A 16,319-nucleotide genomic window follows, 5' to 3' on the forward strand; every position below is an offset into this window, starting at 1 on the left:
CGATCGCTCCCGACCATTATGGACGGGAACGAGGTGGTAAGACCCGGATTCCCCGAGTCTCGTGTCGCCGTACTGATCGCCCGAACCGGAGAAACCCGGGTTACGACAAAGAGCGCCTGGGGCAGACTTCCCCACAGGCGCTCCTAAGTACTTGGGAACCAAACGAACAACGGTCGGAGCGTAGCACGGGTATGGAGGCTCAGCGGTGATCGGCGTACAACTGGCACGGCAGCTCAGGGAGGCGGGGCTGGTATGGAAGCCCGCGCTCGGCGATCGATTCGCCATTCCCGACCGCGATCTCGACGATGAAGTGTTCGTCCTCAGCAACATGACCATCGAGGTGCACACGGTGCCCGAGGGGCGCGTGATCGGCTTCAACGGCACCACCGAGTGGGCACTGGACGACGTGGAGATCGAGGAGACCGTCTGGCTGCCCCGCGAGGACCAGCTGCGGGAACTGCTCGGCGGAACCTTCCGCGGCCTTCGCCGCGATACCGCGGGCTTCGAGGTGACCATCGCTCTGCTGGGCGAGGAACGGCAGTTCGAGGGACAGAGCGCCGAGCACGCGTACGCCTCCGCGCTGCTCCACCTGCTGGCGGCGGCCACGGCCTAATCCCCCGATTCGGGCACCTCGGCCACGAGAGCCGCGAGAGCGTCGGCGTCCAGCAGGTCGGCGGGCCGGACCGTGACCTGCTCCCGCACGTAGTGGAAGCCGGCGCGCACCCGGTTCACCGGCACACCCGCCAGCGAGGCCCAGGCGACCCGGTAGGCGGCCAGCTGGACCGCCGCCGCCTCCGCCTCGGGGCCGGACGGGCGGCGGCCGGTCTTCCAGTCGATCACGTCGTAGCGGTTGCCCGACTCGGCGAAGACGGCGTCCATCCGGCCCCGCACCACCACACCGGCCACGGGGGTCGCGAACGGCACCTCCACCTCGATCGGGGTGCGCTCGGCCCACTCGCCGGTCAGGAACGCCTCCTGCAGGGCCGCCAGCTCCTCGTCGGCGGCCGCGTCGTCGTCGGCCGCGCCCGGCAGCTCGTCGATGTCGATCAGGCGCGCCGAGCCGAAGCGCTGCTCCAGCCAGGCGTGGAAGGCGGTGCCGCGACGGGCGTACGGCGCGGGGCGCTGCGGCAGCGGCCGGCGCAGCGAGCGGGCCAGCCCCTGCGGGTCGCGGCGCAACACGACCAGCTGCGATACGGAGAGGTGGCCGGGCAGCGCCACCTCGATCGGGCCGTCCCGGCGGGAGCGCTCCTCGCGCTCGGCCAGCAGCAGATCGGCCTCGCGCCGCCACCGGGCGATGTCGGCGTCGGAGGCGGCCGCCGCCTCGACGCCGGCCGCCTCGGCCACCGCCGCCTCGTCCAGGGTCGGCAGGCCGACCAGGTCGGCCGCGAAGCCCGCCCGCGCGGCGATCTCCGGCTCGTGGGCCGCCAGCTCGGCGAACGCCTCGGCGGCCGACGCCTCCGGACGGGCGATCATGCGGCGGATCAGGTCGGCCGCGGCGGTCATCGCCGGGCGGCGGCGGCCCAGCGGGTCGAGCGGCCACTCCAGCGACTGCACTTCCTCGCCGGACGGGTTGGACGCGTCGGCGGCCGGCTCCGGCGCCCAGCGGTCCACCACGCCCGAGCCGGTCGCACAGGTCGCGCGGATCTCGTCGAGGAAGACCGACGGGCCCCGCGGCCGCTTCACGCCGTCGCCCCACCAGTAACCGGAACACAGCAGCAAGCGGCGGGGACGCGTCACCGCCACGTACGCGAGACGCCGCTCTTCTCTCTCGTCATGCTCCCGCCAGGCCCGGCCGAAGGCGGTGACCGCCGCCAGCACGCCCTTCTGGTCGACCGCCTCGGAAAGGTCGAGCCGGGGCAGCCCCTCGGCGTCGCCACGCAGCGGGAACGGCAGCACGCCGATGCCCATCAGATAGTGGTCGGTGGCGCGCACCTGGCCCGGCCAGACGCCCCGGCTCAGCCCGGCCACCGACACGACGTCCCACTCCAGGCCCTTGGCGGCGTGCGCGGTCAGGATCTGCACCGCGCCCTCCACGACGTCGACCTGGCCCGGCTCGAGCCCCCGTTCCTCCTCCTCGGCAGCGGCCAGGAAAGCCAGGAAGCCGGCCAGCGTGCCGCCGTCGGTCTCGGCCGCATAGCGGGCCGCCACGTCGCCCAGCGCGTCCAGGTGGCCGCGCGCCAGGCCCGCGTCCCCGGCCCGCCAGCCGCGCACGGCGACCTCGACATCCAGGCCGGTGGTGCGCTCGATGTCGGCGACCAGATCGGGCAACGGCTGGTCCAGGCGCTGCCGCAGGGCGCTCAGCTCCCGGCTGTACGCGCGTAGCCGGGCGTAACCCTCGGCCGAATACTGCTGCGGGGCGCCCAGGTCGGCCATCGCCTCGATCAGCGTGGCGTCGTCGAGCCGGTCGCTCAGGAACTCCTCCGGGTCGGCCCGGCTGACCACCTCGGCCCGGGCGGCGGCCAGCCCGCGGGCGCGGCGGTGCAGCGCCACCAGGTCACGCGGGCCGATCCGCCAGCGGGCGCCGGTCAGCAGCCGCAGCAGCGAAGCACCGTCGGTCGGGTCGGCCAGCACCCGCAGCGTCGACACCACGTCGCGCACCTCGGGGGTGTCCAGCAGGCCGCCCAGGCCGACCACCTCGACCGGCAGCCCCCGGGCGCGCAACGCCTGCTCGATCACCGCGATCTGGCTGCGCACCCGCACCAGCACGGCGCTGGTCGGGCGCTTCTCCACCGGGATCTGCTCGGGCGCCGCGTCGAGCATGCCGGCCGTGATCCGCCAGGCGGCGAGCATCTGGTCGGCGATCCAATCGGCCTCTTCCGCGTACGTGTCGAGCAGCGCACAAGCAACCGTGCGGCCGCCGACGCTCGCCGCCACCCGCGGCGCCGCCTGCAACGTGGCGACCTGGGCGCCGAAGTCGCGCAACGGGCGGGACAGCTCGTTGGCGACCTCGAGGATCTCGGGGCGGTTGCGCCAGCTCTTGGTGAGGCTCCGGACCGGGGCGTCGGCGCCCTCGGGGGTGACGAACTCGCGCGGGAAGCGGTCGAGCGTGCCGGCCGAGGCGCCACGCCAGCCGTAGATCGACTGGCACGGGTCGCCGACCGCGGTCACCGGGTGACCGCCGCCGAACAGCGCGTTCAGCATCGTCACCTGGGCGTGGCTGGTGTCCTGGTACTCGTCGAGCAGGACGATCCGGAACCGCCCGCGCTCGATCTCGCCGACCTCCGGATGGTCGCGGGCCACCAGCGCCGCGCGGGCCATCTGGTCCCCGAAGTCCATCGCCTCCAGGTCGAGCTTGCGCTGCTCGTAGAGCCGCACCAGGGGCAGCAGGGTGAGCCGGTGCCGCTGCCGCTGCAGCACGTCGGCCACATCCTTGTAGACCCGGCCCGGCATCTCCTGCACCTCGGCGAAGAAGCGCCCGGTCCAGGCGGCCAGGTCGTCCGGCGTCACTAGATGCTCGGCCAGCTCGGCGGCGAGCGCGAGCACATCGTCGGTCACCGTGCCGGGGGCGCGGTTCAGGCCGGTCATTTCTCCCGTGTACGCCCGGACGAGCGAATCGACGATCTGCCAGCGGGCCGCCTCGGTGAGCAGACGGGCGGACGGCTCGAAGCCGGCGCGCAGGCCGTGCTCGGTGACGACGCGGGCGGCGTACGAGTGATAGGTCGAAATCGTTGCCTCGCCGACCAGCGCGTCGTCGCGGCCCAGCCGGCGCACCAACTGGCCGAGCCGGGTGCGGACCCGATGGGCGAGCTCGCCGGCCGCCTTCCGGGTGAAGGTGAGGCCGAGGATCTGGTCGGGATGCGCATACCCGTTGGCGACCAGCCACACCACCCGCGAAGCCATCGTCTCGGTCTTGCCCGAGCCGGCCCCCGCCACCACGAGCAGCGGCTGCACCGGCGCCGAGATGATCGTTTCCTGCTCGTCGGTCGGCCGCGGCAGGCGCAACAATCTGGCCAGCTCGGACGGCGTGTAGCGCGGTCCCGAGTCGGCACGGCGGCGCGGCGCCGCCGGTTCGTCGGCGAAGAGGCTGGGCTGGGTCACTGCGTATCTTCTACTACCTGACGTCCCTTGCCGGAGATCGGGCAGCTGGTGCGGACCGGGCAGACCCGGCACCGGCTGTTGGCAATGGCGGAGAAGGTAGCAGCGGCCATGGTCTCGGCGGTGCGGCGGACCATCTCGTACGCCCATCGCGGGTCGGTCGCGTCGGTCAGCGGAACCTGCATCTGCTCGCGGGCGTCCTTGCCCGGACCGAGCTGCACCAGGGCGGCGCCGCCACTCTCGATGCCGTGATCGGCAAAGGCGCCGGCCTCGACGGCGGCCTGATAGCCGGCCAGCTGCGCATGCTCTTCGAGATCGGCATTGGAGACGGCAGTCGTCTTACCGGTCTTCAGATCGATCACGACAAGCCGCCCCTCCTCATCCACCTCGAGCCGGTCGACACGCCCGGTGAGCTGGATGGGCCGCCGCTCGTCCTCGAGCCGCACGGTGAACTCGTGCTCGATCGCCAGCAGCCGCCGCGGGTTGGCGGCGAGCCAGCGCAACAGCTTGTCGACCATGCCTTCGGCGCGCTCCTGCTCCGGGCCGGCCAGCCAGCGGGCGGCCAGCTCGATCGCATCGAACCGGGCCGACACATACTCGACCAGCTTCTCCCGGTCGGCGTTGGCGTCCTCGGCGAGCATGGCCGCGGCGTGCACAAGGTTGCCGACACCCTGGGCGGGCCCCGGCGGCGCGGCGCCGCCGTGGCGCTCGAGAAGCCAGCGAAGGCTGCAGCGGAGGGCGCTCTCCATCGAGGACGGGGTGACCTTGACCGGCTGCCCTTCGTCGACCAGCGGCCGGTCGTCGGAAAGCGGACGCAGCCCCCACCACTCGTCCGGGTGAGCCCCCGGAACCCCCGCGGCGGCAAGCCGGGCCAACTCCTTGGCGGCGGCAAACCGCCGGGCCGGCGTCTGGTCACGCCCAACGACGACGGTACGCAACTCGGCCACCAGGCCCGCCAGCGTCAAGGCGCGCGGTGCCCGCCCGACCGGAATCTCCGTCTCGGGGAACGCCCGCGGCTCCGCACCGCCGGCCGCCACGCCGCCGTCGGGTCCGGCCGGATCGCGCCTGACCAGCGCGTCGGGTCTGACCTCGTCAGGCCCACCCTCGTCGGCCCGCTCACCCCCAGCTGGCACCGCCGACAAACCGGACCCATCCGAACCAGCGGACATATTCGACTTATCCGGCGCGGCCGAGGCATCGCGATCGACCGCGCCGCTGTCCGGGTCTGACGTGCCCGCGTCTGGGCCGGGCGGGCCGGTATCCCATGGGTCTGGTTCGGGCGGGACGTCGGGGTCGGGCGGCACATCTGGAGGTGGCGGCGGGGAGCCGGGGTCGCCGGGCAGCGGGAACGAAAGCTCGGTGAGGAAGCGGCTGGGCTGCTCCTCACCCTCGGCGCCGCCCACGCCGGCCGAGGCCACGGCGGTGACGATCAGCTTACGGCGGGCGCGGGTGGCGGCCACGTAGAAGAGGCGGCGCTCCTCGTCGAGCAGAGCCGAGGTCTCGCCGACGACCGCGGCCACGCCGGTGGCGGCGCGGCCGGCCAGGATGTCGACCAGACGTTCGGAGCCGAGGAGGCTGCCGCGCAGGCGCAGGTCGGGCCAGATGCCCTCCTGGACGCCGGCCAGCACCACGACGTCCCACTCCAGGCCCTTGGCGGCGTGCGCGGTGAGCAGGCGAACGGCCTCGCCGCGATCGGCGCTGGGCGCGATCGAGTCGGCCGGGAGGTCCTGGCCCAGGACGTGGTCGAGGAAGACTTCGGTGCGGGCGCCAGGCAGCCGGTCGACGAAGCGGGCGGCCGCGTCGAAGAGAACCACCATCGAGTCGAGGTCGCGGTCGGCAGCCTCGGCGCGCCACTGCCGGGCCCGGGCCACGTCGGCGTCGTCGGCGAGCCCGACGCGGGTGCTCATCCCATACCAACGGTCGGAGAGACCACTCGCTCGCCAGACGGTCCACAGGACCTGCTCGGCGTTCGCACCGGGCTCGGCGGCGGCCTCACGGGCGGTGGCGATCAGGCGCGCGACCTGCTGCGCGGGAGCCGCCCAGCGGCGCTCGACCATATCGAGGCCGGCCGGGTCCCGGACGGCGTCGACCAGCAACTCGCCGGAGGGCCGGCGGTCGCCGGCGGCCAGAGCCAGGGCGCGCAGCCCTTGACGGAGTCGCCGCTCGGCCAGCGGGTCGGCCCCGCCGAGCGGGGAGTGCAGGAGGGCGACGGCCGCTTCCTCGTTGAGCGAATCCGGGTCGAGGGCGCAGCGCAGCAACAGCAGGAAGGGCGCCACGGCCGGCTGCAGGTGCAGCGGCATGTCCTCGGCGTGGGTCACGGTCGGAACGCCGGCAGCCGCGAGGGCCCGCTGGTAGGAGGGCAGTTGCAGCGACGTCGAGCGAAGCAGGACCGCCATTCGCGACCACGGAACGCCGTGCAGCAGATGAGCCTCACGCAGCGCATGGGCGACATATGCACTCTCGGCGGTCGATGCCCGGAAGGTGCGCACCACCGCACCCTCGGGGAGCCCGGCCGAGACAGGCGCGGGGCTGGGCTGAGCGGGGCCACTCGCGCTTGGCGGAGGTCCGGGCTCGGCAGCGCCAGGCACGGCGGGGCCAGGCACGGCGGGGCCAGGCGCGCTCGCAGCGGTGTCGGGCCGAGAGGTCGGCGCGGCGGGAGGTGACGGCTCAAGGGCGCTGGGCGGGTCGGGTGGTGGGTGCATCGGGCGGTGCGTGATCGGGCCTCGCATGTGCCGAGCCACCCGCGAGGTCGCCGTCAGCAGGGGTGACGCGGCGCGGTAGTTGGTGTGGAGGGTGATCGTCTCGGCTACCGCGCCCGAGGCGGTGCGGAACTTCGACGTGAAAGCGGGCACCGCGCCGGGGTCGGCGCCGCGGAAGCCGTAGATGGACGAGTCGGGGTCGGCGAAGGCGACCAACGGCTTGCCGCCGCCGGCGACCTGGTGGAGCAGGTCTATCTGGGCGGGGTCGGTGTCGGCCAGCTCGTCGACGTAGACGAACGCCAAACGGTCGCGCTCGGTGGCCAGCAACGCCGGATCGTCGGCCAGCAGGCCGGACGCGGCGCGGACCAGCTCGGCGGGGTCGTAGGCGGTGGAGCCGCGGGTGGTCACGTCGCGGAGGGCCAGGACCGCGACGTACTCCCGGAGGAAGCGGGCGGCGGCCGGCCAGTCGTCGCGGCCCAGGCGCTCGCCCAGGCGGGCCAGCTCGGCGGGGCCGACGCCGCGCTCGGCGGCCCGCTGCATCAGGTCGCGCAGCTGCTGGGCGAAGGCCCTCGTGGGGATGGCCGAGCGCAGCGCCTCGGGCCAGCCGATCTCGTCGGGCTCGTCGGGGTCGCTGACCACCGCGAGGAGCTCTCGGATGATCAGGTCTTGCTCGGGGCCGGTGAGCAGGCGCGGGGACGGCTCGCCGCGCTCGGCGGCCGAGCGGCGCAGCAACGCATACGAATACGCATGGAAGGTGCGCACCAGGGGCTCGTGCATGATGCGGCCGCGATCGCCGGCGATCCTCGCCTCGATGCGGTCGCGCAGGGCCGCGGCGCCGCGGCGGCCGAAGGTCAGGACCAGGACGCGCTCGGGGTCGACGCCCTCGGCGATGCGGACCGCGACCGACTCGACCAGCATCGTCGTCTTGCCGGTGCCGGGGCCGCCGACCACCAGCAGCGGGCCGTCGACGTGATCGGCCACGTAACGCTGGACCTCGTCGTCGCGCAGGACGGGCAGCACGGCGGGGCGGCGCCGGACCAGACGGTAGACGGGCCGGCGCACCGAGGCGGATGAGGCCGGCGTGCTCACGGCATAAAGGAAACCATGGAGGTACGACGTTATTCGACGGGCGGCTTGCCGACCGAGCGCCGGCGGCGGATCGGCATCGGCAGGCGCGTCACGCCGGGCGGCGCCTGCGGGCCGAGCAGCGTCTCGACCGCCTGCCAGCCGAGCTCGTAGTGCGGCAGCGCGATGCTGGTCAGCTGGGGCCGCAGCCAGGCCGCGAGCTCGGAGTCGTCGAAGGAGATGACCGAGACGTCGTCGGGGATCCCCGCGCCGGCCTCGCGCAGCGCCTGGTACGCCCCCAGCGCCACCCGGTCGTTGAGGCAGATCAGCGCCCGCGGGTCGAGGCCGTCGGCGAGGGCGCGGCTGACCGCCTCGTACGCCGAGTCGGGCCACCAGCTGCAGTCGATCGTGCCGGCGAGGCGCGCCCCGGCCTCGCCGAGCCCCTCCTTGATGCCGGCCAGCCGCTCGCGCGAGGCGAAGACGCCCCGGCCGGGGTGGCCGACCACGTAGATGCCCCGCTGATGGCCGGCCTCGAGCAGCACCTGGGCCGCGGCCAGACCGGCGGTCAGCTCGTCGGGAATGACCGAGTGGTGGACCGGCCGCGCGGCCCGGGTCAGGCAGTTGAGCAGGACGACCGGGCGGCCGCGCAGCTGCTTGGGCACCGTCACGTACCGGGTGAACATGCTGGCGTAGATGAACGCGTCGACCTGGCGGTCGAGGAAGTCGGCGATCAGCTTCTCCTCGACGACCGGGTCGCCCTCGGTCTCGCCGATGAACAGCAGGTTCCCCCGGGCGACGGCGGCGGCCAGGCTCCCGTGGATGGCGCGGCCCGCGTACGGGTCGGACGCGATCGTGTCGGAGACCAGCGCGATCGTCCTGGTGACCTTCGTCCGCAGGCTGCGCGCCATCAGGTTGGGCCGGTAGTCCAGCTCCTGGGCCGCCCGGAGGACCCGAAGGCGCGCGTCTTCGGAGATCCTCATGTCCTGGTGGCGTCCGGCCAGGACGAAGGAAGCCGTGCTGCGGGACACGCCGGCCCGCTGTGCGACCTGAAGAAGGGTCGCCCGTTGCGGCGGCATGAGACGCAGTGTCCCATATCGAGTCGCGCGAGTAATCAGGCGATTACCGATCGACATGTCTTGACGGTCACCCGAACGGGGGCCAGGGTCGATTTAGACCGATTGAGCAGCCGAACGACACCAAACGTGCCCCGGCGAGTTGCGACCCCGTCGGGTGAATCCGGCGCGAGCGCACCGAGCGCGTCCGGTGAGAGCGTGCTGCTGGCGCGCCCCCGGCTTCACCCCGCGGGCTTACCGGGGCCGAGGCCACGCCGGGATGGGTGTGGTGACACTCATCCCGGCGTGGCACCTTCAGGAACCTCAGGACGCGGACTCGATCTGGTCGAGGGCCTCGCCGATCGACTTGGCCACCGAGACCCGGGCCAGCGCCGCCGGGCGCACGAAGGCCGTGCCGGCGAGCCGGTCGAGCCAGGCCAGCAGCCCGTCGTAGAAGCCTTCCGGGTCGAGCAGCACGATCGGCTTGGCGTGCAGGTCGAGCGTCGCGGTCGTCCACACCTCGAAGAGCTCGTCGAGGGTGCCGAGGCCGCCGGGCAGCGTGATGAACGCGTCCGATCGCTCGATCATGATGTTCTTCCGGGCGCCCATGTCGTCGGTGACGATCAGCTCGTCCGAGTTGAGGTCGGCGACCTCGAGGTCCACCAGGGACTGCGGGATGACGCCGAGGGTGTGCGCCCCGCCGGCGCGGGCGCCGGCGGCCACCGCCCCCATCATGCCGACGCAGCCGCCGCCGGAGACGAGCGTGTGGCCACGGGCGGCGAGCTCGGCGCCCGTGTGGGTGGCGAGGTCGAGCCACTTCTGTTCGAGGGTGCTGGAGGAGGCGCAGAAGACGCAGATGGCCGCCACGTCACCGCTTCCCGTCGGTGGCGGCGAGGGCCGCGTCGGCGTCCACGATGATCTGCACGGCCTCTTCCACGTCGTCGGTGACCTGGATGAGATCGAGGTCGGACTCGCTCACCTTGCCGTCCTTGAGCAGCGTCTGCTTGATCCAGTCGAGCAGGCCCGACCAGTAGTCCGCGCCCATCAGGATCACCGGGAAGCGGGTGACCTTCTTCGTCTGCACCAGCGTGATCGCCTCAAACAGCTCGTCGAGCGTGCCGAACCCGCCGGGCAGCACCACGAAGGCCTGCGCGTACTTGACGAACATGGTCTTGCGGACGAAGAAGTAGCGGAAGTCGATGCCGACGTCGACCCAGTCGTTGAGGCCCTGCTCGAACGGGAGCTCGATGCCGAGCCCGACGGACATGCCGCCGGCCTCGGTGGCGCCGCGGTTGGCCGCCTCCATCACGCCCGGCCCGCCCCCGGTGATCACCGCGTAGCCGGCCTCGGCCAGCGCGGCGCCGAGGTCGGCGGCCATCTCGCACTCGACGCTGTCGGGCTTGCTGCGCGCCGAGCCGAAGACGCTCACGGCGGGTGGCAGGTCGGCGAGCGTGTCGAAGCCCTCGACGAACTCGGACAGGATGCGCAGCGATCGCCAGGCGTCCTTGGTCTTCCACTCCCGCCGGTTGCTCGAGTCGAGCAGTTTCTCGTCGGCGGTGCTCGTGGGGAGGGATTCGCGGCGCAGCGTGACCGCTCCGCGATGACGCTCCGGCTCCGTGCGCCGTCGCCCGTTGGTGCTGTCCGTCATGCCACAAAGGTAGTGCGGACGGTCAGTAGCCGGTGAATAACCGGTTGGGTTTCGGTAAGAGGATTGCGACCGGCGAACCTTTTTGGCAGGTTGAAGCAACGGACGGTAGCTCTGAAGCGTCTGTACAGTTACGAATCCACGGCAGCACGGCGCCCGGCCCCGGCCGGGCTCCTGGCTTAGGGAGCCACCGTGACGAACAGGTACGAGCGTTTGAAGGCACAGCGCCGCATGCAGCGGCGCATCCGGCTGGTGGTCGAGGAGCGGCGGATCGCCCGCGCCGAGACCCCCAGGCCACCGAGCGACCCCGAACAGACGGTGGAGATCCCGCCGCAGGCGCTACGCGCGATCGGCCGGTTCCCGGTCCACGCTTTGCAAGGCTAGAAAGAAGGCGCCGCCAGCCAGCGATGCAGCGTCGCCGCACCGTCCCTGATCTTGCCGATCTCGACGTGCTCGTCCGGGGCGTGGGCGAGCAGGGGATCGCCGGGACCGTAGTTGAGCGCCGGGATGCCCAGCGCCGCGAAGCGCGCCACGTCGGTCCAGCCCAGCTTGGCCGCCGGCTCCGAGCCGACCGCGGCCAGGAACTCGCGGGCCGGCGCCGCGGTGAGCCCGGGCAGCGCGCCCGGCGCCGAGTCGGTGAGCTCGATCTCGAAGCCCTCGAACACCTCGTGCACGTGCTCCAGCGCCTGCTTCTCGGTGCGGTCGGGGGCGAAGCGCATGTTGACCTCGACCACGCACTCGTCCGGCACCACGTTGCCGGCGACACCACCGGCGATGCGTACGGCGTTGAGCCCTTCCCGATACGTACACCCGTCGATCGTGACCGTGCGGGGACGATAATCCTGAAGTCGCCGCAGCACCTCGCCGGCCGCGTGGATCGCGTTGACCCCGCGCCAGGCGCGGGCGGTGTGCGCCCGCCGGCCATGGGTGCGCACCAGCGCGCGCAACGTGCCCTGACAGCCGGCCTCCACGACGCCGTACGTCGGCTCGAGCAGCACCGCGAAGTCGGCGAGCAGCCACTCGGGGTGCGCCTCGGCGACCAGCGCGAGCCCGTTGTACTGCGACTCGATCTCCTCCGCCTCATAGAAGAGGTAGGTGATGTCGTAGCCCGGGTCGGGCAGCGTCGCCGCCAGGTGCAGGGCGAGCGCGGTGCCGGACTTCATGTCGGACGTTCCGCAGCCGTAGATGAGGTCATCGACGACTGTCGAGGGGAAGTTGTTGTTGATCGGCACCGTGTCGAGGTGACCGGCCAGCACCACCCGCTGTTCCCGTCCCAGATCCGTGCGGGCCATCACCGTGTTGCCGAGCCGGTCCACACTCAGATGCGGCGCCTTCCGCAGGACCTCCTCGACACAGTCGGCGATCACCTTCTCGTTGCGGGAGACGGACTCGATGTCGACCAGAGCGCGGGTCAGCACGACGGGGTCGACCAGCACGTCCGGGGTAAGCGGGTTGGCCATAAGCCGCACCATACCGGCCTAGGGTGAATCACCCTCGGACTTAAGATCCTCATCACGTTTAGTAGGGTCGAGCCGTGGAAACCGCGCTCTTGACCTCCGCTGCCTGGGGCATCGGCCTCGCCACCGTCACAGCCGACGGACAGGTCCTCGACACCTGGTATCCGACCGGCTTCCTCGGGCTCGGCGACGCGCCGGCCGAGCCCCCGGTGCTGCCGGCCGGGCTGACCGGTCCGCGCGTGCTGTCCGGGCTGTCGGTGGTCGAGGTGAGCGTCGTCATCGAGTCGCTGGCTGACCCGATCAAGGACGCCTCCGACGCGTACCTGCGGCTCCACCTGCTCTCCCACCGCCTGGCGCGACCCAACACCCTCAACCTCGACGGCATCTTCGGCGCGCTGGCCAACGTCGCCTGGACCTCGGCCGGCCCCTGCCTGCCCGACCAGGTCGACGAGCTTCGCCTGGTGGAGCGGGCCGCCGGCCGTCACCTGCAGGTCTATGGCCTCGACAAGTTCCCGCGGATGACCGACTACGTCACCCCCGCGGGAGTGCGGATCGCCGACGCCGACCGGGTGCGCCTCGGCGCCCACCTGGCCACCGGCACGACGGTCATGCACGAGGGCTTCGTCAACTTCAACGCCGGCACGCTGGGCGTCTCGATGGTCGAGGGCCGCATCACGCAGGGTGTCGTGGTGGGCGACGGCTCGGACATCGGCGGCGGCTCGTCCATCATGGGCACGCTCTCCGGTGGCGGAAAAGACCGGGTCAGCGTCGGCGAGCGCAGCCTGATCGGGGCCAACTCGGGCATCGGCATCTCGCTCGGCGACGACTGCGTGGTCGCGGCCGGCGTCTACATCACCGCCGGGTCGAAGCTCACCCTGCCGGACGGCCGCGTGGTCAAGGCCCGCGAGCTCAGCGGGCAGGACAACTTGCTGTACTGGCAGAACTCGGTGACCGGCACGCTCGAGGCGCGCCCGCGCACCGGCACGGGCATCGAGCTGAACTCGGCCCTGCACGCCAACGACTAGGTGAGATTCGCGGCGGCGGCCGCTTTGACCGCCGCCGTGATGTCCTTCAGCACCGTCGACTCGATCTTCCAGTACTGCCAGTACAGCGGCACGTCGAGGTATTTGTCCGGAATCAGCTGGCGGTAATGCCCGGCGGCGATGCCCGGCAGCGCCGTTTGCGAGGGCACCATCCCCCAGCCCAAGCCCAGCCGGATCGCCTCGACGAAGGCGGCCGCGGCCGGCACGTAGTGGATCGGCGGCTCGGTCCGGCGCCGCAGCGAGGCCAGAAATCGGTGCTGCAGCCGGTCCTTGCGGTTGTAGACGATCATCGGCGAGTCCAGGTCGCCGCGGCCGACCGGCAGGTAGCGCATCGACCCGAGCCGCTCCAGCCGGCAGCCCTGGACCGCCACGTGCTCGGCGGTCACCGCGGCCATCGCCGTCCCCGAGCGCAGCAGGTCGGCCGTGTAGTCCTGGTCGTCGGTGTGCAGCTCGTAAGTGGGCCCGGGCACGGCCGCCAGCGCCGGCAGGAACCACGTGTCCAGCGAGTCCGCGTTCACCACGATCGACACGCGGGTGCCGTCGCGGGCCTGGGCGAGGGCCTCGCGCTCCAGCAGCTCGACCTGCCCGGCGAAGCGGACCAGGGCCTCGCCGGCGGGGGTGGCCACGCACGGTTTCGCCCGGCGCACCAGCACCTGCCCGACCGCGCTCTCCAGCGCCTTGATCCGCTGGCTCACCGCCGAGGGCGTCACGTGCAGCTGCCGCGCCGCCGCCTCGAAGCTTCCGGTGTCCACGACCGCCTGGAACGTCGCCAACTGCACCATGTCCACGTAAGAGAATCTAAACCAACGTCAAAATCTTTAGTTTGAGTACGGGTTGAGCACCGCTTAGCTTCGATGATGTGCTCACCTCCGTGCTCGCCGGTTTCGCCGCGTCCGCCGTCCTGATCGTCGCCATCGGGGCGCAGAACGCCTTCGTCCTGCGCCAGGGGCTGCGCCGGGAGCACGTGCTCGCGGTCGTCGCGGTCTGCGCGGTCTCCGACCTGGCGTTGATCCTGGCCGGGATCGGCGGCCTGGGCGCGGTGGTCTCGGCCCGTCCCGACGCGGTGACGGCGATCCGCTGGATCGGGGCGGCCTTCCTGGTGGCGTACGCGATCATGGCGGCCCGGCGCGCGATGCGCCCCTCGAAGCTGAACCCCGCCGAGCGCGCGCCCGCGACGCTCGGCGCGACCCTGCTCACCTGCCTGGCCCTCACCTACCTGAACCCGCACGTCTACCTCGACACCGTGCTGCTGCTCGGCTCGATCGCCCAGCAGCACCCGCACCGCTGGCTGTTCGGCATCGGAGCGGCGGCGGCCAGCCTGGTCTGGTTCACCGCGCTCGGCGCCGGCGCGCACAAGCTCGGCCCGCTGCTGGCCCGGCCCGCCGCCTGGCGCGTCCTCGACGGCCTGATCGCCCTGGTCATGCTGGGTGTGGCAGTAAATCTTGTGACGAGTTAGGTTCCGGCTCTTGACTCTCCAGCAAGTGGAGACACCAGGGTCAGTGGGGTGCGAGGAGAAATGCGCGGCATCGGCGAGGTGGCCCGGGCCAGTGGCCTGGCGGTCAGCGCGCTGCGGTTCTACGACAACCAGGGCGTGCTGGTCCCGGCCGAGGTGGATCCGGCCAACGGCTACCGGCGATATTCCGACGAGCAGGTGCGCGCCGCGCGGCTGATCGCCGGGCTGCGCCGGGTCGGCCTGCCGGTCGCCGAGATCGCGGCGGCCGTCCGTGAGCTGGGCGACCCCGGCCTGGTGCGCGACCGGCTCGACCGCCATCGCCGACGACTCGAGGACGGTCTGGCCGACGCCAAGCGTGAGCTCCTCCGCATCCACGCCCTGCTCGACCTGGAGGAAAGTCTCATGACCCGGATCACGCTGCCCGCCGCTGCTCTCGCCGCGAGCCTCGACGCGGTGCGCTTCGCCGCCGCCGACCCGGCCGGGCTGCTGCCCGGCGTGCTGTTCGAGACCGGCGACGGCCTGCTCACGCTGGTGGCGACCGATCGGTACCGGATGGCGCTGGCCGACGTGGCCGCCGTCGTCGAGGGGCCGCCGGCCCGGTTGTCGCTGCCGCTGGAGTTCGTCGAGGAGCTGCTGGCGCTCGACGGGGTCGTCACTCTCGACCTGGCTCAGGACGTGCGAGCCGAGGCCGGCGGAACGGTGATCGGGTGCAAGCCGTTGCCGGTCGACTTCCCCGACTATCGACGCCTGATGGATCACGGACGCGAGCCGACCGTCCGGGCCACGGTCGACACCGCGGCCCTTCGCGAACTGGTGGCGGCCGCCCCGGGGACGCCGCGGGAACACGACGGTACGCCGTACGAGATCGTGATCCTTGGTCTTGATCTTGATGGAAGCGTGCGGCTCGCCACCGAGAGCGAGTGGTCGGAGGAGCACGTGGCGGTGAACCGGGAGTTCCTGCTGGAGGCGCTGGACGCGGGCGCGGCCGGGCAGCTCGTGCTGGAGCTCGACGGCCCGATCCACCCGCTCGCGATGCGCGTGCCCGGCGAGTCCCGCTTCTCGATCCTGATGCCGGTTCGCCCTTGACGTGTCGGAGATTTCCGACGCATTATCGACGGCATGCCGGAGATGGACGTCTTCGGCGCGCTGGCCAACCCGGTGCGCCGTCAACTGCTCGAGGCCCTGCGCGGCGGGCCGCTCCCCGCGGGTGAGCTCGCCGCGCGCTTCTCGCTGAGCCGGCCCTCGATCTCCGAGCATCTGGCCGTCCTACGCCAGGCGCGGCTCGTCACCGAGGAGCCTCGCGGCCGCCACCGGTACTACCACCTGGCCGCCGAGCCGCTGGCCGACGTGCAGGACTGGCTGCATCCGTTCGAGCGCTACTGGCGGCAGCGCCTCACCGCGCTGCGCGACCTCGTCGAGGGAGATACTCCGTGAGCTTCGCTTCTACCAAGATCGAGTGCGATCAGTTCATCGCCCGTCCGCCGGCCGCGGTGTGGCGGGCGCTCACCGAGCCCGACCTGCTCGCCTCCTGGTGGGCGCCCGGCGACATCAAGCCGATCGTCGGGCACCGCTTCACCATGGACATGGGCGAGTGGGGCCGGCAGTCCTGCGAGGTGCTCGAGGTCGAGCCCGAGCGGCTGCTCAGCTACACCTTCGCCGAGGGCGTGCTGAACACGACGATCACCTGGCGGCTCGAGCCGGAGGGCGCCGGCACCCGGCTCTTCCTGGTGCACGACGGCTTCGCGCCGGGCTCGCAGGCGCTCGAGGGGATGGGCAACGGATGGCCGGGCATCCTCGCTCACCTGGCCGTTGTCATACCGTAACCATGTTTCGAGCTTGAGTCGCGTCACAACCGAGGCCGACACCTAGG

At 72.1% G+C, this 16,319-nt stretch carries 14 protein-coding genes; 7 read left to right on the top strand and 7 right to left on the bottom strand.

The annotated features are described in order from the left end of the window. Positions 1 to 205 precede the first annotated feature (205 nt). Positions 206 to 613, top strand: a complete 408-nt coding sequence (locus ACQPZX_RS45180) for a pilus assembly protein CpaE (RefSeq protein WP_433370258.1) — start codon at positions 206 to 208, stop codon at positions 611 to 613. Here ACQPZX_RS45180 and ACQPZX_RS45185 read toward each other — a convergent pair. The 5 genes from ACQPZX_RS45185 to ACQPZX_RS45205 form a co-directional block, all read right to left on the bottom strand. Then, complete coding sequence (locus ACQPZX_RS45185) at positions 610 to 4,038, bottom strand: UvrD-helicase domain-containing protein (protein ID WP_433370261.1); 3,429 nt, start codon at positions 4,036 to 4,038, stop codon at positions 610 to 612. The genes ACQPZX_RS45180 and ACQPZX_RS45185 overlap by 4 nt on opposite strands. Beyond that, a complete protein-coding gene (locus tag ACQPZX_RS45190; RefSeq protein WP_433385877.1) occupies positions 4,035 to 7,796 on the bottom strand; it encodes an ATP-dependent helicase in 3,762 nt (1,253 codons plus the stop codon). The genes ACQPZX_RS45185 and ACQPZX_RS45190 overlap by 4 nt, the downstream gene beginning before the upstream one ends. A gap of 56 nt (positions 7,797 to 7,852) precedes the next feature. Then, positions 7,853 to 8,875, bottom strand: a complete 1,023-nt coding sequence (locus ACQPZX_RS45195) for a LacI family DNA-binding transcriptional regulator (RefSeq protein WP_433370264.1) — start codon at positions 8,873 to 8,875, stop codon at positions 7,853 to 7,855. A 300-nt stretch (positions 8,876 to 9,175) separates the two neighbouring features. After that, positions 9,176 to 9,718, bottom strand: a complete 543-nt coding sequence (locus ACQPZX_RS45200; RefSeq protein WP_433370267.1) for a TIGR00730 family Rossman fold protein — start codon at positions 9,716 to 9,718, stop codon at positions 9,176 to 9,178. 1 nt (position 9,719) lies between these two features. Then, positions 9,720 to 10,499, bottom strand: a complete 780-nt coding sequence (locus ACQPZX_RS45205; RefSeq protein ID WP_433370270.1) for a TIGR00730 family Rossman fold protein — start codon at positions 10,497 to 10,499, stop codon at positions 9,720 to 9,722. Positions 10,500 to 10,688: 189 nt separating this feature from the next. Here ACQPZX_RS45205 and ACQPZX_RS45210 point away from each other — a divergent pair, with 189 nt between their 5' ends. Then, the gene (locus ACQPZX_RS45210) at positions 10,689 to 10,880 is read left to right on the top strand and encodes a hypothetical protein (protein ID WP_433370273.1); all 192 of its coding nucleotides are present in this window, start codon (positions 10,689 to 10,691) and stop codon (positions 10,878 to 10,880) included. On the opposite strand, the gene dapE is transcribed toward ACQPZX_RS45210, so the two are convergent. Next, positions 10,877 to 11,956 (bottom strand): succinyl-diaminopimelate desuccinylase, encoded by a 1,080-nt coding sequence (gene dapE, locus ACQPZX_RS45215; protein ID WP_433370276.1) that lies wholly within the window; start codon positions 11,954 to 11,956, stop codon positions 10,877 to 10,879. The genes ACQPZX_RS45210 and dapE overlap by 4 nt on opposite strands. Positions 11,957 to 12,045: 89 nt before the next feature. Between dapE and dapD the strand changes: the two genes are divergently transcribed. Next, the gene (dapD, locus tag ACQPZX_RS45220) at positions 12,046 to 12,978 is read left to right on the top strand and encodes a 2,3,4,5-tetrahydropyridine-2,6-dicarboxylate N-succinyltransferase (RefSeq protein ID WP_433385880.1); all 933 of its coding nucleotides are present in this window, start codon (positions 12,046 to 12,048) and stop codon (positions 12,976 to 12,978) included. Here the strand turns inward: dapD and ACQPZX_RS45225 are convergent. Continuing rightward, the gene (locus tag ACQPZX_RS45225; protein WP_433385883.1) at positions 12,975 to 13,778 is read right to left on the bottom strand and encodes a LysR family transcriptional regulator ArgP; all 804 of its coding nucleotides are present in this window, start codon (positions 13,776 to 13,778) and stop codon (positions 12,975 to 12,977) included. The two genes, dapD and ACQPZX_RS45225, sit on opposite strands and share 4 nt — an antisense overlap. Positions 13,779 to 13,855: 77 nt before the next feature. Between ACQPZX_RS45225 and ACQPZX_RS45230 the strand changes: the two genes are divergently transcribed. The 4 genes from ACQPZX_RS45230 to ACQPZX_RS45245 are packed head-to-tail and all read left to right on the top strand — an operon-like array spanning position 13,856 to position 16,272. Next, a complete protein-coding gene (locus ACQPZX_RS45230; RefSeq protein ID WP_433370278.1) occupies positions 13,856 to 14,452 on the top strand; it encodes a LysE/ArgO family amino acid transporter in 597 nt (198 codons plus the stop codon). A gap of 60 nt (positions 14,453 to 14,512) precedes the next feature. Next, positions 14,513 to 15,535 (top strand): MerR family transcriptional regulator, encoded by a 1,023-nt coding sequence (locus ACQPZX_RS45235; protein WP_433385886.1) that lies wholly within the window; start codon positions 14,513 to 14,515, stop codon positions 15,533 to 15,535. Between the two features lie 33 nt (positions 15,536 to 15,568). After that, positions 15,569 to 15,883, top strand: coding sequence for a metalloregulator ArsR/SmtB family transcription factor (locus ACQPZX_RS45240; RefSeq protein WP_433370281.1), 315 nt, complete (start codon positions 15,569 to 15,571; stop codon positions 15,881 to 15,883). Next, entirely contained in the window at positions 15,880 to 16,272 is a 393-nt protein-coding gene (locus tag ACQPZX_RS45245; RefSeq protein ID WP_433370284.1) for an SRPBCC family protein, read from the top strand. Before ACQPZX_RS45240 ends, ACQPZX_RS45245 begins: the two co-directional genes overlap by 4 nt. Positions 16,273 to 16,319 lie beyond the last annotated feature (47 nt).

It is taken from the genome of Actinoplanes sp. CA-142083, from assembly GCF_050942195.1.
In the GTDB taxonomy this organism is placed as follows: domain Bacteria; phylum Actinomycetota; class Actinomycetes; order Mycobacteriales; family Micromonosporaceae; genus Actinoplanes.